This is a genomic window from Morganella psychrotolerans (assembly GCF_001676055.1).
GTDB lineage: Bacteria > Pseudomonadota > Gammaproteobacteria > Enterobacterales > Enterobacteriaceae > Morganella > Morganella psychrotolerans_B.
This window is the reverse complement of record NZ_LZEX01000008.1, coordinates 29017-53720: the sequence shown is the minus strand read 5'-3', so window position 1 is coordinate 53720 and position 24704 is coordinate 29017. Positions and strand designations below refer to the sequence as shown.

Here is a 24704-nt window from a genome sequence, read left to right as displayed (position 1 = left end):
ATATTGCCTGTTTTGCCTGTGCACACGGTTTAATAATCGCAAAAGTGTATCAGCCTTTACCGCAAAACCCTATGCGCATTGTGTTGTTATGAGAAATTAGCCGGATCCCCGGAGGACGTATACTGCTGTGTTTCCTGCTCTTCACTCAGCCGGGATTTTTTTACCAGATTTTCATCCAGCGGGCGTTTTACTTCCACACCCAGTTCACGGAAACCTTCTGCCTGTAACAACAGATTTCCCCTGCCGGTGGTCAGTTTTTTCATCGCGTCGTGATAAGTGCCCTGTGCTTTATCCAGCGCGCTGCCGATGCCTTCCATCTCTTCAACAAACAGCCGGAGCTTGTCATATAACCGGGCAGCACGCTGTGCTATCGCCTGACTGTTTTCATGCTGATGTTCATAGCGCCAGAGATTGGATATTGTCCGCAATGCCACCAGCAGTGTCGACGGGCTGACTAACATAATATTACTTCTCAGCGCATCATCCAACAGGGTACTCTCCTGCCCGACAGCCGCCAGAAACGCGGGTTCGACCGGGATAAACATCAGTACATAATCCAGTGAATTTATCCCGTTTAAATCCTGGTACGCTTTATGACTCAGCCCGCGGATATGCTGGCGGACAGAGTTAATATGCTCAGTCAGTGCGGCCCTGCGGGCATCTTGCGTATCACTGTTAAAATAGCGCTCGTAAGCCACCAGCGAGACTTTCGCATCCACAATAACCTGTTTATTCTGCGGCAGATAAATCACCACATCCGGCTGATAACGGTTTTGCTGCTCACTTTTCAGATTTACCTGGGTGGCAAATTCATGACCTTCGCGCAGACCGGAGGCTTCAAGGATACGGGCGAGAATAGTTTCCCCCCAGTTTCCCTGCATTTTATTGTCCCCTTTCAGGGCATTGGTGAGATTCACCGCTTCCTGTGCCATATGCAGATTCAGCTGTTGCAGGCGCTGGATTTCATGAGTCAGCGTATGCCGTTCACGGCTTTCCTGGCTGTAGCTCTCCTGTACCTGACGATTGAAATTATCCAGCTGTTCACGAAAAGGGTGTAAAAGCAAAGAGAGGCTCTGCCGGTTCAGTTCATCTGTCCGGCGGCCGTTTTGTTCAAAAATACGGGCGGCAAGGTTTTCAAACTGGGTATTCAGGCGTTGTTCACTGTTCAGCAGCAGGCGCTGTTTTTCTTCCGCCGCCAGACGGCTCTCTTCCAGACGGGTGCTCAGTTCACGGATTTCAGCTTCCTGTTGCGCACTGATATTGCGGGCATTCTGTAATGCCTGTTCACTTTGTTCGTGCGAATTCTGCCAGTACGCCGCCTGACGCCGGGTTTCTTCCAGTACCGCAAGCTGTCCGGTATTCTCATTCAGCGTGCGGTTTTTTTCTGCCAGCCGCTGTTGCAAACTGAACCAGACAATACCGCCGCCCAGCAGAACACCACTTAAAATTCCGATAAAACCATAGAGCCACTGAATATCCACGATGGCTGTCTCCTCTGCGTATGTCTTACGCCGCTTACGGTAAAATACCACTGTACAGATGTCCACTATCTTTTATCGGACGGACTATTTTTTCGGCGCGTCACGCAAAAACAGATGTAAACCGGTGAAACGGAAAATTACTCTCCCATCAGTTTTGCTATCCAGTGCAGCCCGAACGCGCCGGGGGCTAATAATCCGAACGCCCAGACCATGGCAGAAAGCAGGTTGGCTATCTGAAAATAGCGCTGCGGCATAGCGCAGATCCCCGCTACCAGCGGGATAACGGCACGCAGAGGACCAAAAAACCGGCCGACGAATACGCCCCATATTCCCCATTTCTCAAAGAACTGATGCCCTCTGACCAGAGTTTGCGGGGAGCGGGAAATCGGCCACATTTTACGGACACCGTCTTTATAATAGTAACCGACGTAATAGGAGATCCAATCGCCGAAAAACGCACCGGAGGCCGCCATCAGCCAGACAGACCAGAAACTCAGCCCGCCTTCACCAATCAGCGCGCCGACCCCCAGAAGGATCACGGTTGCCGGAAACAGCAGGGAGAGAAACGCAAGAGATTCACCGAACGCCAGCACAAAAATGACCGGTAATGCCCAATATTCATGCTCACGGACAAACGCGGTCACAATAGTAATAATGTCAGTCAGTGTCAGAAAAACCCCCTTTCCAGCGGATATTATTCGAGGAAATGATTGCGGATTTTATCACGGACTGCCGTCGTCAGACCTATATCCTTCGCCAGCCAGATATCAATGCTGCCATAATGCGAATGAATGCTTTTGAGTGCCGTATTCAGGAAGTCAGTCTGAACTGAGTACACATAGGCGAATTTTTCCACCACATCGTCCGGCATAGTTTTCGCGTGTTCAGACAGCAGCTCATCGCGATACGGCGCCAGAGTGTCATTGGTCAGCAGATAATCTTCCATCACCATGTCAGTATCTGCACCCAGCGCAAACAGTACCAGCGCAGAGCCGACACCGGTTCTGTCTTTACCGACTGCACAGTGCTGCACAATACCGCCTTTTTCCGGCTGGCACAGCATGTTGCCGAGAGTATGGTAAGCAGGATTGTTCAGCGGCAGCAGCTCATACAGGCGCAGCATAAAGGCTTTCGGATCAAATTCGGTCAGTGCATCGTCACCGAGCTTTTCGAGGTTAGCATCCACCTCTTTTGACATCGGATTTGCCGGGGCGTTAGTGTACAACGCGCCATTCCACAGGCGATCCGGTTTATCAGTGATTTCGCCGCGATCCCGGTAATCCAGGATCTGAAACAGGTTTTGTTCCGTCAGGCGGGTTAAATCATTGTCACTCAGGCGATCCAGGGCACCGGCGCGATATAAAAGTCCCGGTTTAATTTTGCTGCCGTCCGGCAGAACTTTGCCCCCCAAATCACGGAAATTGATCCCGCCGTCAAGCGGCAGTACCGACGGATGTAGTGTTTGTCTGGTCATTAATCCCTCTTTATACCCTTATTCATTCAAACCGCAGGTTCGTTGCCTGCATCCTGAATGACGTTGGCTATATCATTATTATCAGTGTGATCAGAGCAATTACTTTATCAGATTTGCATTATGAAAGATGAATAAAAAACCGCAGCCCCGGAAAGACCGGAGATGCGGCAGATTGACTGAAAGCAGGCTGATTAAATAAGATGGCGGGCGGCGGCTACCACGATATCCAGGGTGTTTGCTTCGGTTTTCTTCATCCGCGCTTCATCAGGAATTTCCTGCTGAGTACGATTGACGATAACCCCTGCGACCATCCCGGCGCGCAGCCCCTGGCTGGCACACATGGTCAGCAGTGTGGCTGATTCCATTTCAAAATTCATCACGCCCATTTCCTGCCATTCTTGCATCGAGCCTTTGAAACGGCGGGTGACACGACCACTGAAGGTGTCATAACGCTCCTGGCCCGGATAGAAAGTATCAGAAGAGGCGGTTACACCGATATGTACGGTTGCTTTTGCGGCTTTCGCGGCATTAACCAGCGCAGTGGTACATTCAAAGTCTGCCACAGCCGGGAATTCCATCGGTGCAAAATGCAGGCTCGCGCCATCAAGGCGTACAGCAGCTGTCGTGACCAGGACATCACCGACATTAATATTTTCCTGAATCGCCCCGGTGGTGCCGATACGCAGGAAGGTGCGGATCCCCAGTTGCGCCAGTTCTTCCACTGCAATAGAGGTAGAAGGACCGCCGATACCGGTTGAGCAGACAATCACAGCTTTACCGTCAATTTCACCGCGCCATGAGGTAAATTCACGCAGGGATGCGAGGTGAACCGGCTTGTCCATCAGACGGGCAATTTTTTCAACCCGGTTAGGATCGCCCGGCACGATAGCCAGTGTTGCACCTTGTAAGTCACCTTTGGTCAAACCTAAATGAAACACATCAGCCATCCTGAACTCCTTATCGAAAAAATGATTATTAAAGACACTGTAGCGTGCTGTCGCATGTAATTTAGTGATTATTATCACCACTTTGAAATTCAAAAATGAATCAATTACATGAAAACGTGATATTCATCACTAAATTACAGTGTATAACCTATCATTAAGTATAGTCCGGATTTGCCCGCAGGCGGCGCGCCGCTTCCACCATGTTTGCCAGGGCTTTGCGGGTTTCATCCCAGCCACGGGTTTTCAGACCACAGTCCGGGTTTACCCACAGGCGCTCAACGGCAATTTTATCCGCCGCTTTGCGCAGCAATGCTTCTATCCATTCCACTTCCGGGACATTCGGTGAATGAATGTCATAAACACCCGGCCCAATCTCATTCGGATAGTCAAAGTCTTCAAATACTTCCAGCAATTCCATATCCGAGCGTGATGTTTCGATAGTGATCACATCCGCATCCAGTGCTGCAATTGAGTCCATAATGTCATTGAATTCGCAGTAACACATGTGGGTGTGGATCTGAGTGTCATTATCCGCGACCGAGGCATTCAGACGGAATGCATCCACCGCCCATGTCAGATAATCCGCCCATTCTGCGCGGCGCAGCGGCAAACCTTCGCGCAGTGCCGGTTCGTCGATCTGAATAATACCGATCCCCGCTTTCTGCAAATCATCCACTTCATCACGCAGTGCCAGCGCAATCTGTTTGGCGATAGTTTCACGGCTGATATCTTCACGCGGGAACGACCAGCACAGAATAGTAATCGGCCCGGTTAACATGCCTTTTACCGGTTTGTCGGTAAGGGATTGTGCATAAGTCGCCCACCCGACAGTGATCGGCTCCGGACGGCTGATATCGCCAATAATCACCGGAGGTTTCACACAACGGGAGCCGTAACTCTGCACCCAGCCGTTTTGGGTAAAAACGTAGCCGTCGAGATGCTCACCGAAGTATTCCACCATGTCATTGCGTTCTGCTTCGCCGTGTACCAGCACATCCAGCCCGAGCCGTTCCTGCTCATTAATTGCCTGCTTAATATGTTCTGAGATATTAGTGCGGTAGAACGCTTTATCAATATTACCTTTTTTGAAATTCAGCCGCAGCCCGCGAATTTCGGTAGTTTGCGGGAAAGAGCCGATGGTGGTTGTCGGCCACAGTGGCAGGTTAAAACGACTGCGCTGGGCTTTTGCCCGCACGTCATACGGCGCATCACGCTCACTGTCGCGGGCGGTGATGGCAGCCAGACGCGCAGCCACATCTGCATTATGCACTCGTTTTGAGTGACGCCGCGCGGTGATTGGTGCGCTGTAGGTATCCAGTGCGGCAATATCGTCCGGCGACCCGCTGTTGACCGCCCGGGTCAGCAGAGCCAGCTCCTCACATTTTTGCTGTGCGAATGCAAACCAGCTTTTTACTTCTTCATCTAATTTTGTTTCTTCGCGCAGGTCAATCGGGCTGTGCAGCAGAGAACACGAGGTTCCGATCCACAGATTGCGCTTGCCGGCTACCGCCTGCACTGAATCATATTTGGCACGGAGATCGGTACGCCATACATTGCGTCCGTTGATAAGACCCAGGGAGAGCAGCCAGTCTGCCGGCAACGCATTATGGATTGCCTGAATATCATCATTGCCCGCAATAAAATCGACATGCAGACCCTGCACCGGCAGTTCGCGGATCAGCGGTAAGTGATGACTCACACTGTCAAAATAGGTGGTCAGCAGTAACTTACTGTGTCCCTGTAATGCATCGTATGCCGTGCGGTAAGCATCCTGCCACTCTTTTGGCAAATCCAACACCAGCGCGGGCTCATCAATCTGAACCCATTCAATGCCGCGCTCAGCCAGTTTTGCCAGCACCGATTTATAGGCGGCTAACAGTGACGGCAGTAATGATAAGCGGTCAAATGATGCGCCTTTCACTTTCCCCAACCACAGATAGGTTACCGGTCCGAGCAGTACCGGCTTGATATTAAAGCCCTGCGCCAGTGCTTCGTCCACTTCGTCAAACAGTTGCTGCCAACTGACACTGAAGGTTTGTCCGCGCTGAAATTCCGGCACAATATAGTGATAATTGGTGTTAAACCATTTGGTCATTTCAGATGCGGCAGCCGGTTCGCCGGTCGGCGCACGACCACGGGCGATACGGAACAGGGTATCAAGGTCAATCTGACCATCCGCACTTGCATGACGCGGCGGCACATTGCCGAACAGCAGGCTGGTGCCCAGCACATGGTCATACCATGCGAAATCACCCACAGGCAATAATTCAATCCCTGCCTCTTCTTGCTGCTGCCAGTGACGCAGACGCAGTTCCTTCCCGGTTTCGTGTAATTCGTCCTGTGAAATGTGCCCTGCCCAATAACTCTCAAGTGCTTTTTTCAGCTCTCTTTTCAAACCGATACGCGGAAAACCCAGTGTGTGATTATGTGTTGTCATAAAAAATCTCCGTCATTTAGCCATCCAGATGTTTACACATCCATAATCAGCGGGTACTGTATAAGAAACAAGCGCAGATTCTTCATTGCTAACCTGAAGGTTTCTCATGATAGAAATAAAACACTTAAAAACGATTCAGGCTCTGAATCAGTCCGGCTCACTGGCGGGTGCGGCAAATGCGCTGCATCAGACACAATCCGCCCTTTCTCATCAGTTCAGTGAACTGGAACACCGGCTGGGCTTCCGGATCTTTATCCGCAAAACACAGCCGCTGCAATTTACGCCGCAGGGACAGGTACTGTTACAACTTGCCGGGCAGATACTGCCGCTGGTTAAAGATGCTATCCGGGAGTGCAATGAACCGGGGCTGAGCGCGCTGCGGGTCGCGATTGAGTGCCACAGTTGTATTCAGTGGCTGACACCGGCGCTGGCTAATTTCCGCGAAAACTGGCCGCAGATTAATGTGGATTTCACCTCAGGAGTCAGTTTTGATCCGCAGCCGGAACTGCTCAAACGGGAGCTGGATGTAGTGCTCACTTCTGATATTGATGAGCAGCACAACGGCAAACTGACCTACACACCGCTGTTTGATTATGAGGTGAAGCTGGTGGTCGCACCGGAGCACCCGCTGGCACAGCGCCTGATTATCCAGCCGCAGGATCTGGGAAGTGACACGCTGCTGATATACCCGGTACAGCGCCAGCGCTTTGATATCTGGCGGCGCTTCCTGCAACCGGCGGGTGTGTCTCCGCAGGTGAAAACAGTGGATAACACCCTGTTGCTGATTCAGATGGTTGCCGCACGGATGGGGATCGCCGCACTGCCGCACTGGGCGGTAGAGAATTTTGAAAAACAGGGGCTGGTGGTGACAAAAACCTTAGGGGACGGATTATGGAGCCGGCTGTATGCCGCAAACCGCAGCGGAGAACAGCGCCAACCGGCTATTGAGTCATTTATTCGTTGTGCGCGTCAGCACGCGGTGGACAATCTGCCTTTTGTAAAGACGGCTTCAGTATCCATACCCGGTGTACCCACAGCGATGCAACAATCAGGCTTGCACCTATGCTGAATGTGAGCCAGTCCGGATGCTGCTGCCAGATGGCAAAGTTAACCAACAGACCCGCCGGAACCATCATGTTATTCATGATAGCGAGTGTTCCGGCGTCAACCTGAGTGGCACCGTAGTTCCACATAAAGTAACCGATACCGGATGCGCCGATCCCCAGCCACAGCAGAACGCCCCACTGTAACTGTGTTGACGGCATTTTGGCAAAATTACCAAACAGCAGCCAGCCCGCCAGCGCCACCACACACGCGCCGAGATAGAACCACGAAAACGCCGTACGCTGCACCAGCGGATGAACTTCCATCAATCGTTTATACCCCACCTGCCCGATAGCAAAGAAAATATTTGCCAGCTGAACCAGGATCAGTCCTTTCCAGAATGAGTCACTCAGATGGTCATAGCGGATAACCGCCGCACCAATCACCGCCAGCAGTGAACTGAAGACATACCCCCAACGCAGCCCGCGCCGCTCAAGCAGATCGTAAATCAGCGTCACATAGAGCGGAGTCAGTACCGTGAACAGCAGAAATTCAGCAACTGTCAGATAGTTATAGGCATGAAAAACAAACAGATACATAATGCCGAGCTGACATGCACCCACTGCCATATAGAGCAGAATGACTTTCGGGGCAATACCGCGCCAGCGCAAAAACGGCAGGAAAATCACTGCCGCCAGCGAGACACGGACTAATACAGAGAACCAGCTGTCAACCTGACCGGCGAGGTATTCGCCAATCAGGCTGAATGATGCGGCCCATAAAATAGTGGTAATAATCAGTAGCGGCATCGGTTATGTTTCTTTCTCAACAAGCAGGGCTTCCAGTAAATCCAGATCATGCAACAGCAATTGCAGTGTTTCATTACTGATATTACGGGTCGCACGCTGATGATACAGTTCCCCGCGCTCGGCACGCAGCGCGGTCAGACGGAAGCGCCGCTCCAGGTCTTCCACTTTCAGGTTATATTCCATTTCATCATCATTGGCGGTACGCCGCCGCAGATGACCGGCAACCCTCGATGCCACCTCACTGATAGCTTCCGCATCCAGCGCTTCATCAGAACTGGCAGACAAACGCTCTTCCATTTTGCCGATACTGACAATCGCGACTTCGGCCATTGCAGCTCTTGCTGCGCGGATTTCATTGGCATCAGCGGCTTTATCACCGACATGAACACCTTTGAGCAGGAACGGCAGCGACACCACGCCCATAAACAGTGACAACAAAATGACACCGGCAGCGATAAAGATCATCTGATAACGCGCCGGGAATGGTGTGCCGTCAGGCAGAAACAGCGGAATAGAGAGCACACCGGCAAGGGTTATCGCCCCGCGCACACCGGCAAATGATGCCAGCCACAGCTCACGGGTGGTGTAGTGACTGAAATCCAGCGGCTTGCGTTTTAAGGTCAGGCGGCTGACAGTTTTCATCATCCATAACCAGCAGAAACGCAGCACCAGCAGAGCAAAATAGATAACAAAAACGGCGGTAAACAGCATCCAGACTTCAACTGTCGGGTCAAGTTCCGCTTCAATAACAGATACCTGCCAGATCCCGGGCAGTTGCAGCCCGAGCATGATAAAGACCAGTCCGTTAAAGACAAATTCCAGCATGCCCCAGACATTATCTGCCCGCAGACGCATCGCCAGCGGGGCATTGCGGATAACACCCGATTTACTGATGGTCATCCCGGCGGCAACCGCGGCAAGGATCCCGGAGAAACCGATGTGCTCTGCAATCAGATAAGAGGCGAACGGCAGCAGTAACATAAAGACGATTTGTGTAGCAGGGTCATCCCCGCTCCAGCGGCTCATCAGGCGCAGGGATTTACTGTACAACCAGGTAACAGCGATCCCCGCCAGTAACCCGCCAATCGCGACTTTAAAGAATTCAATCGTGACCCCGGTGACAGTAAACACCATGGTGCCCATGACGATTGCCACGGCAAATTTCAGTGCAACCAGACCGGAGGCATCATTCATCAACGCCTCACCTTCCAGGATCCCCATCATCTGTTTCGGAATACGTCCTTTTCCGACAATAGAAGAGAGCGCCACCGCATCTGTCGGTGACAAAACTGCCGCCAGTGCAAAGGCAGGTATCAGCTCGATTCCCGGCATCAACCAGTAAATCAGATAGCCAATCCCGATAACCGTCACCAGCACCAGGAACAGCACAAGAATGGAGATTTCCCGCCCTTTTTGCATAAATTCCCGGGTCGGGGTTTTCCAGCCGTCAACAAACAGTAAAGGCGGGATCAGCAGAACAAGGAACAGTTCAGGGTCAAAGGTGACATGCAGCCCAAACTGCGGGAAGGCAAGCAACGCCCCCATTGCTATCTGAATGATAGGTAACGGAATGCGATACGGGATCATTTTGGTGAGAACACCTGACACCGACACCATCAAAATCAAAATAAGAATCGTAAAGAATATTTCCATATTGCCCTTACTGAACTTAGGGCAATGTGCCCGCTGACCAAAAAAGAAAGATACCTATTAATAACGACACAAAAAGCCGTAATACGATGCCAAAGGAGAAAAATATTACCGTCTTCTGTCACTATCATACAAAAAAAACAGCGACGAATGCGTTATCCGTCGCTGCTATTTTATCTTCTCATGCCATCAGGGCGGGCAATTAATTAACATTTTAAGATAAATCGTACAAATACAGTGTATCGTCACCACCAGCCAGCCTTCAGTGGCGGCTTATCACTCAGATTGCCCAGCCACCAGCATAAAATGCTACTAACGCAATCGCGATCAGGACAGTGCCGACATTCAGCTTGCGCCATTCCCCGCCGACAATGCGACCGATCACTAATGATGCAAAGCCCAGCATGATCCCGGTCACAATGTTTCCGGTCAGCACAATAAAGACCGCACACAGTAATCCGGACATTGCGCCGACAAAATCACCGAAATCCAGTTTGCTGACATTGCTTAACATCAGCAGACCCACATACATCAGTGCCGGTGCGGTTGCATACGCAGGTACCAAGTAAGAGAGTGGCGAGAGGAACAGGATCAGCAGGAACATGACGCCGACCACAGTCGCCGTAAGCCCGGTACGGCCACCGGCTGCAGCACCGGCTGCTGATTCAATATACACCGCCGCAGGTGCGGCACCGACCATCCCTGCCAGAATGCTGCTGACGGAGTCGGTCGTCAGTGCGCGTCCGCCGCTGATAATCTGATTGTCTTTATCCAGCAGGTTCGCCTGACCGGCAACCGCACGGATTGTCCCGGTGGCATCAAATACCGCTGTCATGACCAGCGCCAGCACGGTCGGCAGAACAACCGGCTGCAAAGCACCTTTAATATCCATACTGAAGAAAAGAGACAGTCCGTCATCCCCGAGAGAAGGAAGCTTAAAGAAGCCCTGATATTTAACTGACGGATCAAAAATCAGTCCGATAACAGAAATAGCGATAATCACCAGCAATACTGCGCCCGGCACTTTCAGTTTTTCCAGACCAAAAATAACCGCCAGACCCGCCAGCGCCATAATGACCGGGAATGAAGTGAAATCACCCAGAACAACCGGCATGCCGGCAAACGGGTTTTTGATGACTAAATTAATGTTGGTTGCCGCGATCAGCAGCAGGAACAGACCAATACCGATCCCCGTGCCGTGAGCAATTCCCAGCGGAATATTACGCAGGATCCAGGTGCGGATACCGGTCACGGAAATCAGGGTAAACAATACCCCCATCAGGAAAACCGCGCCGAGAACAACCGGAATAGAAATATTCTGTCCGATAACCATACTGAATGCAGTAAATGCAGTCAGGGAAATAGCGCAGCCGATAGCCATCGGCAAATTAGCCCATAAGCCCATCAGCAGAGAGCCTAATCCCGCGACCAGACAGGTGGCGATAAAAACAGCCGTATGCGGGAAACCGGCCTGGCCTAACATCCCCGGTACAACAATAACGGAGTAAACCATTGCCAGAAACGTGGTCATCCCGGCTAATACTTCCCGGCGGACAGTGGTGCCGCGCTCGGTTAATTTAAAGAAACTGTCTAATTTGCACCCACTCTGTGGCTGTGTCGCGGACATGTAATCACCTGTGTTAATGAATTCGTTTCACATCGGCGTAAACGATTGCGTTTTACTGAAAACTGATATCTACCGGATAAAAACAGACCGGACAGACAGGACGCAAACGTTTGGCTTTTAACTGACAAAAAGATGTGATTTTTGAAGCAAACGATTATCTTAGGAAAAATCGCCATAATCAAGGCTCAAAACGGGAATTTTTTCACATAACACCACCCCGCAGGGTACTATCCTGTTTTTCAGTCACTGACAGCAGGTTTAATAATGAAACTGAGCACGCCATTCTTACCCGCTTTTTTACTGTTTGCAGGATTGAACGCAGCACAGGCGGCGATCACCCCGCTCGGCCCGGATACCTGTCGGGCCCTGAGTGCGCTCAGTATTATTGCACCGGACAACCCGGTGCCTTGTGAACGTCTGGTCAATGTGGATGTGCAATTTATTAATTTTCAGGGCGAAACACAGACCGGAACCATCACTGTACTTGATGTGGCAGCTCCCGAAACACAGGCGCTGTTTGCCGATTTGTACCGGAACAAATTCCCGCTGCACAGGGTACAGCCTATTGATGTCTTCGGCGGAGATGACGAGGCATCTATGGCGGCAAATAATACCTCTGCGTTTAACGGACGCCGCCAGGTCAATCAGAAAGCCTGGTCAAAACACGCTTACGGCGTGGCTATTGATATCAATCCGCAGCAAAATCCTTACCGCTTCCGGGACAAGAACGGAAAAATCACCCTCAGCCCGCCGGGATCAGCAGGTGCGCTGAATAACAGAGAAAATATAAGCAAAGGCAGGATTGAAGCTGTTTTACCGCTGATTTTCAGTCACGGTTTTCTGCGCTGGGGCGGTGAATGGAAAAACCCGGTGGATTATCAGCACGCTGAGATTGGCAGTTTTACCTTTATTAATCATCTTATTGCACAACCTCTGCCCACTGCACAAGCTGAATATGCCGCTTATGCCGCCCGTTACCGCGACTGTTTCAGTAAAAGCCGGGTAACGGATGAACTGCAACGCGCCCGGCAATGTGCTAAAAAAAAATCTGCGCTGAACATCAGCGCACCAGATTACTGATAAGCAGAGTCAGCCCCGCCAGCAGGATCACGATATTCAGGAAGCGGAAGAACGCCTCTTTCGGGATGCGCATGGTAATGTGACGTCCCAGCACAATACCGGCAATCATCGCAGGCAGAAACATCAGAGCCGTAATCGCAATTTCACTGTTCCAATAGATCCCCATGATCAGGAAAATAATCACGCGGGTTAATGTACTGAAGCCAATCAGTGTCGTCTGCGTGATACGAAAGCGGTTTTTGTCCTCGATCCTTCCGGCGAAATAGATGGCATATACAAAGCCACCCGCACCAAATAATGCACTTAATATCCCCCCGCCAATCCCGAACGGAACAATATATTTCTGAGGATAATGCCGCGCACTCTTCTTAATAAAGAGAGAATACAGGGCATACAGCACAATAAACCCGCCGAGGAACACCGCCAGCATATCGGGGTGTGTTTTCAGCAATATCGCCGCACCAATCAGACTGCCGCCTATCATCAGCGGCACCATCCATTTCAGTTCACTGAAATCCGCTTTGCGCCCGTCGCGGGTGACATTAATCACAGCCGCGCCCAAATCCATCAAAGCCAGCATCGGCACAATATGAGAGACCGGGATAAAAAAAGCCAGAACAGGGCTTGCTATCAGCGCCGAGCCGAACCCGACCATACCGAAAACCCAATAACCAAAAAAGAGTGTGATAAAACAGATCAGAAAATCTGCCCAGGGCAGGGTGTAGATCATGGTGAGAGTCCGTTTACTGACATACATTTAATTATTGACCATACCGGATTATTTCATCTGATAAAATCACTATCACATTTTATCCGGACAATCGCGGCTTACCGTCGTATAACAAGTATGCAATACTAACGGGATATTCCCGCTGACTTCATTGGTATCCACTCAATTATGCATAAAACCAGTGCCCATATCGGCCAGAAAGTGAAACTGCTGCGCCAGGCGCGTAACCTGTCGCTTAATGACCTTTCAAAACTCTCCGGCATCTCGAAAGCCGCATTATCCAAACTGGAATCCGGTGATTCCAATCCGCGCATCGATACCCTGGAAGCCATCGCCGTGGCTCTGCGTTTTCCGCTGGGTGATTTGTTTACCGCAAGTAATGAAGGCTATCCCCGCTATGAACAAAACAAAACGTTCAAGGGGGAGTATGCAGAAGATTTTAAATTCCGTGTCGGAATGGGGAATATTTCTGAGATCTGGCACCTGAAAATGATCCGCGGTGCGATTATTAACAGCCCGGCGCACAGCACCGGCACTCACGAACACATCCTCATCCATCAGGGTACACTGATGATGCGCTTTAATGACGATCTGACTGTCCTGCTGGAACCGGGGGATTTCTATGCCTTTTCCTGTGACATTCCCCACTCTTATATCTGCATGGAAGGGGAACTGAGCGGCACGCTGATTATGTCCTATTCACATATCGGACAAACCTCGCCGTAGTAATATCCTATACCCGACGTCATTCAGGATTTGATTGATTTCAGCCCCGGGGCCGGGCTGATAACGGGCAAAACGAAAAGCCGCTGTAAATACATCCATGCGCGCCTGCTTTTCGTTCCTCTGCCCGGTCTTATCACTCTACGGAATATATTTGCTTAGTTGCTCGAAAATACTGATATCTTCGTTGTACTTCACACCCTGTACATCTTCCAGTTTTTCCACCTGACTGACCATCTGGCTCAGACGATCATCAGATTTCACCAACAGCCAGATATGGCTTTCATCCTGTCCCGGCAGAGGCAGACAGAGAATTCCGTCCACGTTGAATGCTCTGCGGGCAAAGAGTCCGCAAATGTGAGTCATAACGCCGGGATGGTTGCGTACAACCAGTTCCAGCGCAATTGGCTGATTATTTTTTTCCATGATTTTATTCTCCGTCATCAGGCACTGACCATATCGATATTTGCATCACCGGGCAATACCATCGGCCACACTTTTTCACAGACATCGATTAATGCGTGGATCAGACACGGGCCGGGGCGGGAAATCGCCGCCTGCAATGCCGCAATCGGGTCACTCTCTTTGTTCAGATCACAGGTCTGCAACCCGAATCCTTTCGCTATCGTAATAAAATCAGTTTGATACGGATAGGCAGATGCAACAATATGCTCATTAAACATCAACGTCTGCTGCTGGTGAACCATTCCCAGCGCCTGGTTGTTCATCAGAATAATTTTGATATCCAGATTATGCTCTGCGGCAGTCGCCAGCTCCTGAATATTCATCATAATGCTGCCATCCCCGGTAAAGCAGATAATTTTACGGGAAGGCTCTGCCAGTGCAGCACCAATAGCGGCCGGTAATCCGAAGCCCATCGTACCCAGCCCGCCGGAGGTTAACCACTGACGCGGACGGCATAACGGATATGCCTGTGCCACCCACATCTGATGCTGCCCCACATCTGTAGTAATAATGGCATCATTATCAACCGCACCGGCAACCGCCGCGATCAGTCCGAAATGCGATAACGGATCCTCATGATTTACCTGAATTAACGGAAACGCCTGTTTGACCTGTGCAATATGATCGTTCCACTCCTGACGCGGATTGACCTCAATCTGTGGCAACAGCATTGCCAGCACCTGTCCGGCATCTGCATTCACCGAGAGATCAGGTTGTTTGATCTTGCTTATTTCAGCCCGATCAATATCCACATGAATAATTTTGGCATCCGGACAAAACTGCTCTGCCTTGCCGATAGCGCGATCATCAAAACGCGCGCCGATCACAATCAGTAAATCGGATTCCTGCAAAATCATATTAGTATAACGCGCGCCGTGCATTCCCAGCATACCGAGATACAACGGATGCTGCTGCGGGATGGTTCCCAGGCCCATCAGAGTCATGGTGACCGGCAACCCGGCACGCTCTGCAAAACTCTGAATCATCTGCTGAGATTGTGATGCCACAATACCGCCGCCGATGTAGAGGATCGGGCGTTTCGCCTGATTAATCATCGCCGCTGCTTCAGAGACTTTTTCAGCATCAAACAACGGCAGCGGATCTTTTGGCATAATTGGCGGCAATTCATCAATTTCAATGATAGCTGACTGAACATCTTTCGGTACGTCAACCCACACCGGTCCCGGACGACCTGATTCCGCAATCCGGAAAGCATCGGCAATAATTGCCGGTAAATCCTGTACATTACGAACCAGATAGTTGTGCTTGGTGATAGGGATGGACATACCGTAAGTGTCCACTTCCTGGAACGCATCAGTGCCTATCATCGGAGAAGAAACCTGTGCTGTGATGCAGACCAGCGGAACAGAATCCAGCTTGGCATCGGCAATCGCCGTCATCAGGTTTGTCGCACCCGGCCCGCTGGAAGAGATACATACCGCCGCTTTGCCGGTCGTCCTGGCAATTCCCTGTGCGATAAATCCGGCGCCCTGCTCATGGCGCGCCAGGATATGCCGGATACGGCTTTTCCCCAGTGCATCATACAATGGCAGCGCCGCTCCCCCGGGGATACCAGACACGGTCGTGATGCCGTGTTGTTCTAACATGCGGATAATTAATTCCGCACCCGTCATCCGGGTTTTAGCCTGAGTGTCTTGCGAAGCTCCCATAACATCATCCTTCTCTTACAACCGGTTCAGTTTCGCGGAGCCTGATATAAAAAAACCCCGCTCGGTTTACGCCGGCGGGGTTAGTGATCTTCTTGCTGATCCCAGCCCGTTACGGCGCGTTGCCGACCACCACCACTACCACACGCACGACGACAACCGCGTCTGATAGCGCGGTTGTTAGTAGTACATTTTGTGGACGGATGAATGGTTTCACGGGGTATCTCTCAACAGTAATTGTGTATGAATAAATATCGTTGTGTATCTTAAAAAAACATAAGATCGCAAGCGGCACAAGCCTTTTCTGATTTATTTTGTAATCCGGTGCTAAATCGTGATGGATATCACGTTAAAATCACTACCGATAAATAACAAAATAATTAATTTATTGATTTATAAGACAATAACAAAAAAACACCTATTCATGAAAAGATGAAAATAGCATCAACAATACAAAAAAGCAGAGATAAAAAAGGATATTTAATCGGTTATCCGGAATAAAAATGGCGTATTTATTAAAATTGCAGAATGATCGGTTAGTATGGGGGAAGGAAAACCAATACCTGATCACAAAACCATCTTTAGTGACTAAAAAATTATATTTTATTACTTTTGCTGTTCAGTAAGCTAAAAACCGGCATTTACTCATCCGGTGAGCGGGGTAACTTAACCATTATTTTATTGTAATATTTTTGTTGCATTTGGCGTATTAAATTACATTGACGTTACAAATTACGTCTTAAAGGCTCGTTTTTAGTGATTGGCGTCACATAATTAGCGTGTAGCGATTGCCACCTTCCGCTATTCCCGATAAAACGGAATCCGACACATGATATTTTAAACCTCTTATCATATTTTAATAATAAACAGATACTATAATGCATAATTACCCAATGATTACATTGGGTTTTCTTTATATTAAAAATAAAAAAATACCTATTATGATTAAAAACAGGGCTGACAGGATAAAAATAGTAGTTCCGCTATAAAAAATAAAATAATCTGCCCGTTAACCCGGGCTCCTCATGTATTCATCCAACGGCATGAGATATTACCCCTTAATTTATCACCCGATAAGTAAGGGGTATTCTTTTAACAATCAAAAGTTTTAGCAATCAAAAGTTTTGGCTGTCCAAAAAAACAGAACGAAGCGGGCACACCACGATGACATATGTTCAGATTGTCCTGATATGCCGGCGGCAAAACACTTGTTATATTTTATTCACCCACAAAAACCACCTACGTGATATCACGCAGAAAAACCAGACTAAAACTGGTTTCATTAATTCTGAAAAATAGCCTGTTTCATATTGAAATTCATGTGTAACGCATCAGATGATGAAATTCCCGCAGAAAAATACAAAGAACCTACATTAAGACTAATCATTATTTATCTGCTTATATAAAGGAATATATTCATTACTCATTCAGAACAAGGAGCGTTGTCATGTTAAAAGTTTATGTTTGGTTACCGACAAAGAAATCAGCGGGTCATACCTCTGTTTCATTCCGCAGTAATTATGTCAGTATCCGCACCACAGAAGGTGCCGGTGTCAGCGATGTCAATATTAAGGCCAGCCATCAGGGCTCGTTTATCGGCGCACTGAAAGATGATATCACCGCTGAAGGCGGCCGCCAGCCGCAGGTTATTACCATCAACGAAATCAATACTGAAAAACTCGCATTCTTTATCGCGAATATCAGTAACCATATCCCGCAATATCAGTTCTCACGTTATAACAACGCACACGTTGTCGCTGATTGCTTAACCGTTGCATGTAATTCAGGCTCCGGTGCCGCAGGCCAGTATTCAAAAACAGCCGGTGGCGCACTGGGTAAAGGCGTCTGGACATCAACAGATGTTCTGCGTTATGCAACAGAGCTGTCTCTGAAGGCATAATGTAATTTTCCTGCGGGCAGGATAGCGTATTAATTAATAAAAACACCCCGTGAATATTATGTATTCCGGGGTGTTTTTTATCACTTATATTTAAAGACAATATAATGAAATATATTATTTATATAAAAAAATACCCTGCATAAGCAGGGCATTTTTAATAACTCCGAATCAGAACGGAATATCGTCATCGAAATCCATTGGTGGTTCATTGCTCTGTGGTGCAGCCGGTTGCTGCTGAGCCTGCTGGCGCGGAGCACTGCCGCCGCCGCTGAACTGCTGGGATTGCTGCGGCTGCTGTGGTTGTCCCCAGCTTCCGCCCTGCGATGCATTGTCACCGCCGCCACTGTTACGTCCGCCCAGCATTTGCATGCTGCCGCCGATATTGACCACAACTTCTGTCGTATAACGTTCCTGGCCGCTCTGATCCTGCCATTTACGGGTCTGGAGTGAACCTTCGATATAAACCTGTGAGCCTTTTTTCAGATATTCGCCGGCGATCTCTGCCAGTTTGCCGAAAATCACCACACGGTGCCATTCGGTTTTTTCTTTCATCTCATTGGTTTGTTTATCACGCCATGATTCTGATGTCGCCAGTGTGATGTTAGTAACCGCACCGCCGTTAGGCATGTAACGCACTTCCGGATCCTGACCCAGGTTCCCGATAAGAATGACTTTGTTGACGCCTCTGCTGGCCATGAAATGCTCCCGATGAAATTGTTTAGAACGTATAAGGATCTAGTCTAACACGTCTGAGTGATATTTTTGAAACGCTAATCCCCTGCCACGATCCGCTTTTCAGATTTGCGACTCCTCTCTGAAATTCACCGCACAAATTGCAATCATCTGACAGGAAAATTCTGCTGAGATTATACACAGATTTCTTCCGGTACTGGATATCCATTCAGTGAATTCTATGCAATAATGTCAGGCTGAATTAATTAGCCGCTATCTGAAACTCCCGGGAAATGGTACATGGATAATATCGATATACGGGGCGCCCGCACCCACAATCTGAAAAACATCAACCTTATTATTCCGCGTGATAAACTGATTGTTATCACGGGGTTATCAGGCTCCGGGAAGTCATCCCTGGCCTTTGATACCTTATATGCCGAGGGGCAGCGCCGCTATGTGGAGTCACTCTCCGCTTATGCACGTCAGTTTTTATCACTGATGGAAAAACCGGATGTCGATCACATCGAGGGGTTATCTCCTGCGATTTCTATTGAGCAGAAATCCACATCCCATAACCCGCGTTCCACCGTGGGAACAATTACTGAAATTCATGACTATCTGCGCCTGCTGTTTGCCCGCGTGGGTGAGCCGCGCTGTCCGGATCATGGTGTTCCGCTGGCGGCACAGACTGTCAGTCAGATGGTTGATAATGTTCTGAAATTACCGGAAGGTCAGCGCCTGATGCTACTGGCGCCGGTGATTAAAGATCGTAAAGGCGAACACACCAAACTGCTCGACAGCCTTGCGGCGCAGGGATATATCCGCGCACGGATCGACGGGGAGATTTGCGATCTGTCTGATCCGCCAACACTTGAGCTTCAGATCAAACATACGATTGAAGTGGTGGTAGATCGCTTTAAAGTCCGTGATGACCTGGCACAGCGCCTGGCAGAATCATTTGAAACCGCGCTGATGCTCTCCGGCGGCACTGCTGTGATCGCTGACATGGAAGATAAAACCGCAGAAGAACTGGTGTTCTCAGCAAACTTTGCCTGCCCGGTATGTGGTTACAGCATGAGTGAGCTGGAGCCGCGCCTGTTCTCCTTTAACAACCCGGCCGGTGCCTGCCCGACCTGTGACGGCCTGGGTGTTCAGCAGTTTTTTGACCCTGAACGCGTGGTACAGAACCCGAATTTATCCCTTGGCGGCGGTGCTATCCGTGGCTGGGATCGCCGTAATTTTTATTATTATCAGATGCTGATGTCCCTGGCTTCTCATTATAAGTTTGATATTGAATCGCCTTATTCTGAGCTGCCCGCCAAAGTACAGAAAGCGATCCTGAATGGTTCAGGTCGTGAATCAATTGAATTCAAATATTCAAATGACCGGGGTGATGTCACTGTTCGCCATCATCCGTTTGAAGGTGTGCTGCACAATATGGAGCGCCGTTATAAAGAGACGGAATCCATGGCGGTACGCGAAGAACTGGCAAAATATATCAGCAACCGTCCGTGTATTTCCTGCGGCGGGACACGCCTGAAAAAAGAAGCGCGCTTTGTGTTTGTCGAAGACACCACACTGCCGCAGATTTCTGATTTCAGTATCGGGCATTCACTGGAGTTCTTTAATAACCTGAAATTCAGCGGACAGCGCGAGAAAATCGCCGAAAAAATCCTGAAAGAGATTCAGGATCGCCTGAAATTTCTGGTGAATGTCGGGCTGAATTATCTGACGCTTTCCCGCTCAGCCGAAACCCTGTCAGGCGGTGAAGCGCAGCGTATCCGTCTCGCAAGTCAGATTGGTGCGGGCCTGGTCGGCGTCATGTATGTGCTGGATGAGCCGTCGATCGGGCTGCATCAGCGCGATAATGATCGCCTGCTGGAAACCCTGGTGCATTTACGTGACCTCGGTAATACCGTGATTGTTGTTGAGCATGATGAAGATGCTATCCGCGCCGCTGATCATATTATTGATATCGGACCGGGTGCCGGTATTCACGGCGGGGAAGTTGTCGCGCAGGGTTCGCTGGACGATATCATCAATACGCCGGAATCGCTGACCGGTAAGTTTCTCAGCGGCGAGCGCCGGATTGAGATCCCGGAAAAACGCAATGCGGCAAACCCGGAAAAAATGCTGACCATCACCGGTGCATGCGGGAACAACCTGAAAGACGTGACTCTGAATCTGCCGGTCGGGCTGTTCACCTGCATTACCGGGGTTTCCGGCTCAGGTAAATCGACGCTGATTAATGACACCCTGTTCCCGATCGCACAAACTCAGTTGAATGGCGCAACAACCGTTACCCCCGCTCCATTTAAATCGGTGGAAGGTCTGGAGCATTTCGATAAAGTGATCGATATCGACCAGAGCCCTATCGGGCGTACACCACGCTCGAACCCGGCGACCTATACCGGTATTTTCACCCCGATCCGCGAACTGTTTTCCGGTGTTCCGGAATCCCGTTCACGCGGTTACACCCCGGGACGGTTCAGTTTTAACGTCAAAGGCGGGCGCTGTGAAGCCTGCCAGGGTGACGGCGTACTGAAAGTGGAAATGCACTTCCTGCCGGATGTGTATGTGCCATGCGATCAGTGCAAAGGTAAGCGCTATAACCGCGAAACGCTGGAAGTGAAATACAAAGGCAAAAGTATTCACGAAGTGCTGGATATGACCATTGAAGAAGCCCGTGAATTCTTTGATGCGGTTCCGGCGCTGGCGCGTAAATTACAGACACTGATGGATGTGGGATTATCCTATATCCGCCTGGGTCAGTCCGCGACCACGCTGTCAGGCGGTGAAGCACAGCGCGTGAAACTGGCGCGTGAGTTATCCAAACGCGGCACAGGTCAGACTCTGTATATCCTTGATGAGCCGACAACCGGGCTACACTTTGCCGATATTCAGCAATTACTGACCGTACTTCATCAGTTGCGTGACCAGGGCAACAGTATTGTGGTTATTGAACATAACCTCGATGTAATCAAAACAGCAGACTGGATTGTGGACTTAGGTCCGGAAGGCGGCAGCGGCGGCGGCGAGATCCTGATTGCCGGTACTCCGGAAGAGGTTGCAGAGTGTGAGCGCTCACATACAGCCCGCTTCCTGAAAACCATCCTGGAAAGAGGCTATTAATCTTTCGATGTTCTGAACATACCGCAGCCTGTCTGCGGTATTTTTTTTGTCCGCACTCTTTGTTGATTGAATTTTGAGCACCCGGTGGTAATCTTTAAAGATACGCAACACGACTCAGTACCGGACAGTACCGGAGGTAATAATGGCAAGCGGCTGGGCAAATGATTCCGCAGTACAGGAACAAATTGATGCCACACTGGATGATGCCGTTGCACGGGTGCGCAGCCAGTTAACACACGGGGAAAGTGCGCTGTTTTGTGAAGAGTGCGGTGACCCGATCCCGCCCGCGAGGCGGCAGGCAATCCCGGGTGTGCAGTTATGTGTGACCTGTCAGACGGAGTCTGATAAAAAGCAGGCGTCATACAGCGGATATAACCGCCGTGGCAGCAAAGACAGCCAGTTACGCTGAAAATGCGCGGAACAGCAAACCCTGTCAATAATTCCGCGCATAACTGTTTTTTGTACAGGATTAACGGCTGACCGCCGCAAATGCCTGTGCGATCACATCCACATTATGACGATTCACCCCCGCCATACAGACGCGGCCGGAGCCGACCAGGTAAACGCCGTGTTGCTCCTTCAGAGCGGTCACCTGCGCCTGACTGAACCCGGTGTAACTGAACATGCCACGCTGATGCAGAAGATGATCAAAATTTTTCTCCGGCAGTGTCCCTTTCAGGGTTTCCACCAGCACAGTGCGCATATCGGCTATCCGGCGGCGCATGGTGTCCACTTCGGTTAACCACTCCGCTTTCAGTGCTGCATCATTCAGCACTTCAGATACCAGTTTTGCACCATAAGACGGCGCACTGGAGTAGACACGACGGACACCGGCTTTCAGTTGTCCCAGCACACACTCCGCTTCCTGCTGTGTCGGGCAGATAACAGACAGTCCGCCGACGCGCTCGCCATACAGGGAGAAGATTTTCGAAAAGGAGTTACTGATAAAACACGGGATACCGGCTGCCGCCATAGCACGGATAGCATAAGCATCTTCTTCAATTCCTGCCCCGAAGCCCTGATAGGCAATGTCCAGGAAGGGGATCAGCCCGCGTTTTTTCACGACACTTGTGACTTTATCCCACTGTTCAGGCGTCAGGTCAGTGCCGGTCGGGTTATGGCAGCACGGATGCAGTAAAATGATGCTTTTTTCCGGCAATGTTTCAAACGTTGCCAGCATTTCATCAAATTTAACGCCTTTGGTCTGCTGATCGAAATACGGATAATAATGGGTTTTAAATCCGGCACCGGCAAAGATCGCCTGATGGTTTTCCCATGTCGGATCACTGAGCCAGACATCGGATCCCGGAAAATAACGATGCAGAAAATCAGCGCCGATCTTCAGTGCGCCGGATCCACCGAGGGTTTGGATCGTAACGACCCGCCCTTCGCGGATAAGCGGGGTTTCATCGCCGAGAAGCAAAGTCTGAATGGCGCTGCGATAAGACGCCAGTCCTTCCATCGGCAGATAAAGAGACGCACCGCTGTCCTGTGCGATATAGCGCTGTTTCGCCTGTGCAATACTGTTGAGTTGAGGAGTCACCCCGGATTCATCGTAATAAAGACCAATACTGAGATTGACCTTATCTTTCCGGGGATCCTGTTTAAAATGCTCGACGAGCGTTAAGATCGGGTCGCCGCCGTAGGCGTCTACATGTTCAAACACAAGCGATACTCCTGATAGTTATTTTTCTCACTTCAGACCATATCGCGTCGTATTTTATTCGTCCAGATATTCCATCGCCACGCGCGATGTCAGCTTGGTGATAAGCTCATAAGCGCTGATACCACTGACATCTGCGATATGCTCAACCGGCAGGGAATCGCCCCACAAAATCACTTCATCACCGGCTTTATCACTGCAATCCGGACCTAAGTCGATAGTAATCATGTCCATGGAAACCCGTCCGGCGATCGGGACATTGCGTCCGTTAATCACCACCGGCGTACCCGATGGCGCGCTGCGCGGATAGCCGTCACCGTAACCGACCGCGATCACACCGAGGCAGGTATCGCGTTCACTGACCCAGGTGCCACCATAACCTACCGGTTCGCCCGCTTTGTGTTTGCGCACCGCAATCAGGCGGGATTTCAGTGTCATCACCGGTTTCAGTCCGTATTCTGATGCATCGGTACCGGTTTTCGGGGAAACACCGTAAAGAATGATCCCGGGACGTACCCAGTCAAGATGCGCCTGCGGCCAATACAGTATTCCGCCTGAAGCAGAAATCGATTTTTCGCCCGGTTTGCCGTCGGCAAAAGCCATAAAGCGGGCAATCTGTGCTTCTGTCGGCTGAGGATCGTCTTCATCCGCCCGGCTGAAGTGGCTGATGAGATTCACCGGCTGCTTCACATTTTTACACTGACAAAGGCGCTGATAAAATGCCTCTGCTTCTTCAGGACGCACCCCCAGGCGGTGCATCCCGGTATCTATTTTCATCCAGACTTTTACCGGGTCTGATAATTCTGCCTGCTCCAGCGCCTGCAACTGCTCTTCAAAGTGAACCGCGACTTCCAGACGGCTCGCCACAATAACCGGTAAATCTGATGCATCGAAAAAACCTTCCAGCAAAATGATAGGTTTTACAATGCCCCCCGCGCGTAATGCATGTGCTTCACTTAACCGCGCCACGGCAAATGCATCAGCATCAGTGAGTTCACGGGCAATTTCGACTAATCCGTGACCATACGCATTTGCTTTGACCACAGCAACATGGCGGCTGTCAGGTGCAAGCGCCCGGATCTGCTGCCAGTTGTGGCGCAACGCACCACGGTCAATGACGGCTGTTGCCGCTTTCATAGGGGTTCCTTGGTTATGTGTGTTTGCTGTAGGTTTTATTGTCCGGGGTAATAATCCGCCTGC

21 protein-coding genes are annotated in these 24704 nt (G+C 50.1%); 6 read left to right on the top strand and 15 right to left on the bottom strand.

Annotated elements, in window-relative coordinates:
* Window positions 1–86 precede the first annotated feature (86 nt).
* The 5 genes from rmuC to metE all read right to left on the bottom strand — a co-directional run bounded on the left by rmuC (window position 87) and on the right by metE (window position 6339).
* Window positions 87–1481: a DNA recombination protein RmuC gene (gene rmuC, locus AYY17_RS07455; RefSeq protein WP_067422636.1), complete on the bottom strand. Its 1395-nt coding sequence runs from the start codon at window positions 1479–1481 to the stop codon at window positions 87–89.
* Between the two features lie 137 nt (window positions 1482–1618).
* Window positions 1619–2152 carry a DedA family protein gene (locus AYY17_RS07450; protein WP_067422634.1) on the bottom strand — a complete coding sequence of 178 codons (534 nt, stop codon included), beginning with the start codon at window positions 2150–2152 and terminating at the stop codon, window positions 1619–1621.
* Window positions 2153–2175: 23 nt separating this feature from the next.
* Window positions 2176–2955 carry a tyrosine-protein phosphatase gene (locus AYY17_RS07445; RefSeq protein WP_067422632.1) on the bottom strand — a complete coding sequence of 260 codons (780 nt, stop codon included), beginning with the start codon at window positions 2953–2955 and terminating at the stop codon, window positions 2176–2178.
* A 191-nt stretch (window positions 2956–3146) separates the two neighbouring features.
* The gene (gene udp, locus AYY17_RS07440; RefSeq protein WP_067422630.1) at window positions 3147–3902 is read right to left on the bottom strand and encodes a uridine phosphorylase; all 756 of its coding nucleotides are present in this window, start codon (window positions 3900–3902) and stop codon (window positions 3147–3149) included.
* Between the two features lie 154 nt (window positions 3903–4056).
* On the bottom strand, window positions 4057–6339 hold the full coding sequence (metE, locus tag AYY17_RS07435) for a 5-methyltetrahydropteroyltriglutamate--homocysteine S-methyltransferase (RefSeq protein WP_067422628.1): 2283 nt from the start codon (window positions 6337–6339) through the stop codon (window positions 4057–4059).
* A gap of 106 nt (window positions 6340–6445) precedes the next feature.
* Between metE and metR the strand changes: the two genes are divergently transcribed.
* Window positions 6446–7408 (top strand): HTH-type transcriptional regulator MetR, encoded by a 963-nt coding sequence (metR, locus tag AYY17_RS21155; RefSeq protein WP_067365212.1) that lies wholly within the window; start codon window positions 6446–6448, stop codon window positions 7406–7408.
* Here metR and AYY17_RS07425 read toward each other — a convergent pair.
* The 3 genes from AYY17_RS07425 to AYY17_RS07415 all read right to left on the bottom strand — a co-directional run bounded on the left by AYY17_RS07425 (window position 7293) and on the right by AYY17_RS07415 (window position 11469).
* Entirely contained in the window at window positions 7293–8192 is a 900-nt protein-coding gene (locus AYY17_RS07425) for a carboxylate/amino acid/amine transporter (RefSeq protein ID WP_067422624.1), read from the bottom strand. The genes metR and AYY17_RS07425 overlap by 116 nt on opposite strands.
* Window positions 8193–8195: 3 nt before the next feature.
* Entirely contained in the window at window positions 8196–9845 is a 1650-nt protein-coding gene (locus AYY17_RS07420; protein WP_067422622.1) for a Na+/H+ antiporter, read from the bottom strand.
* Window positions 9846–10122: 277 nt separating this feature from the next.
* Window positions 10123–11469, bottom strand: coding sequence for an NCS2 family permease (locus tag AYY17_RS07415; RefSeq protein ID WP_067422620.1), 1347 nt, complete (start codon window positions 11467–11469; stop codon window positions 10123–10125).
* A gap of 264 nt (window positions 11470–11733) precedes the next feature.
* On the opposite strand from AYY17_RS07415, the gene AYY17_RS07410 reads away from it, so the two are divergent.
* A complete protein-coding gene (locus AYY17_RS07410) occupies window positions 11734–12549 on the top strand; it encodes a M15 family metallopeptidase (protein WP_067422618.1) in 816 nt (271 codons plus the stop codon).
* Here AYY17_RS07410 and AYY17_RS07405 read toward each other — a convergent pair.
* Window positions 12530–13279 (bottom strand): sulfite exporter TauE/SafE family protein, encoded by a 750-nt coding sequence (locus tag AYY17_RS07405; RefSeq protein ID WP_067422616.1) that lies wholly within the window; start codon window positions 13277–13279, stop codon window positions 12530–12532. The genes AYY17_RS07410 and AYY17_RS07405 overlap by 20 nt on opposite strands.
* Window positions 13280–13447: 168 nt before the next feature.
* Here AYY17_RS07405 and AYY17_RS07400 point away from each other — a divergent pair, with 168 nt between their 5' ends.
* The gene (locus AYY17_RS07400; protein WP_067422614.1) at window positions 13448–14005 is read left to right on the top strand and encodes a helix-turn-helix domain-containing protein; all 558 of its coding nucleotides are present in this window, start codon (window positions 13448–13450) and stop codon (window positions 14003–14005) included.
* 138 nt (window positions 14006–14143) lie between these two features.
* On the opposite strand, the gene ilvN is transcribed toward AYY17_RS07400, so the two are convergent.
* The 3 genes from ilvN to ivbL all read right to left on the bottom strand — a co-directional run bounded on the left by ilvN (window position 14144) and on the right by ivbL (window position 16351).
* The gene (gene ilvN, locus AYY17_RS07395) at window positions 14144–14428 is read right to left on the bottom strand and encodes an acetolactate synthase small subunit (RefSeq protein ID WP_067365304.1); all 285 of its coding nucleotides are present in this window, start codon (window positions 14426–14428) and stop codon (window positions 14144–14146) included.
* 17 nt (window positions 14429–14445) lie between these two features.
* Entirely contained in the window at window positions 14446–16137 is a 1692-nt protein-coding gene (ilvB, locus tag AYY17_RS07390; RefSeq protein WP_067422611.1) for an acetolactate synthase large subunit, read from the bottom strand.
* 109 nt (window positions 16138–16246) lie between these two features.
* On the bottom strand, window positions 16247–16351 hold the full coding sequence (gene ivbL / locus AYY17_RS21525; RefSeq protein ID WP_150385191.1) for an ilvB operon leader peptide IvbL: 105 nt from the start codon (window positions 16349–16351) through the stop codon (window positions 16247–16249).
* A gap of 1230 nt (window positions 16352–17581) precedes the next feature.
* Here ivbL and AYY17_RS07385 point away from each other — a divergent pair.
* Complete coding sequence (locus tag AYY17_RS07385; RefSeq protein WP_067422609.1) at window positions 17582–18034, top strand: hypothetical protein; 453 nt, start codon at window positions 17582–17584, stop codon at window positions 18032–18034.
* 168 nt (window positions 18035–18202) lie between these two features.
* On the opposite strand, the gene AYY17_RS07380 is transcribed toward AYY17_RS07385, so the two are convergent.
* The gene (locus tag AYY17_RS07380; protein WP_067400661.1) at window positions 18203–18730 is read right to left on the bottom strand and encodes a single-stranded DNA-binding protein; all 528 of its coding nucleotides are present in this window, start codon (window positions 18728–18730) and stop codon (window positions 18203–18205) included.
* 276 nt (window positions 18731–19006) lie between these two features.
* On the opposite strand from AYY17_RS07380, the gene uvrA reads away from it, so the two are divergent.
* Together uvrA and AYY17_RS07370 are read left to right on the top strand one after the other, a co-directional pair.
* On the top strand, window positions 19007–21841 hold the full coding sequence (uvrA, locus tag AYY17_RS07375) for an excinuclease ABC subunit UvrA (RefSeq protein ID WP_067400659.1): 2835 nt from the start codon (window positions 19007–19009) through the stop codon (window positions 21839–21841).
* Window positions 21842–21983: 142 nt separating this feature from the next.
* Window positions 21984–22250: a DksA/TraR family C4-type zinc finger protein gene (locus AYY17_RS07370; protein WP_067422607.1), complete on the top strand. Its 267-nt coding sequence runs from the start codon at window positions 21984–21986 to the stop codon at window positions 22248–22250.
* 60 nt (window positions 22251–22310) lie between these two features.
* Here AYY17_RS07370 and AYY17_RS07365 read toward each other — a convergent pair whose 3' ends face one another.
* Complete coding sequence (locus tag AYY17_RS07365) at window positions 22311–23507, bottom strand: amino acid aminotransferase (RefSeq protein ID WP_067422605.1); 1197 nt, start codon at window positions 23505–23507, stop codon at window positions 22311–22313.
* Window positions 23508–23561: 54 nt separating this feature from the next.
* Window positions 23562–24641 carry an alanine racemase gene (alr, locus tag AYY17_RS07360; protein WP_067400750.1) on the bottom strand — a complete coding sequence of 360 codons (1080 nt, stop codon included), beginning with the start codon at window positions 24639–24641 and terminating at the stop codon, window positions 23562–23564.
* Window positions 24642–24704: the final 63 nt, after the last annotated feature.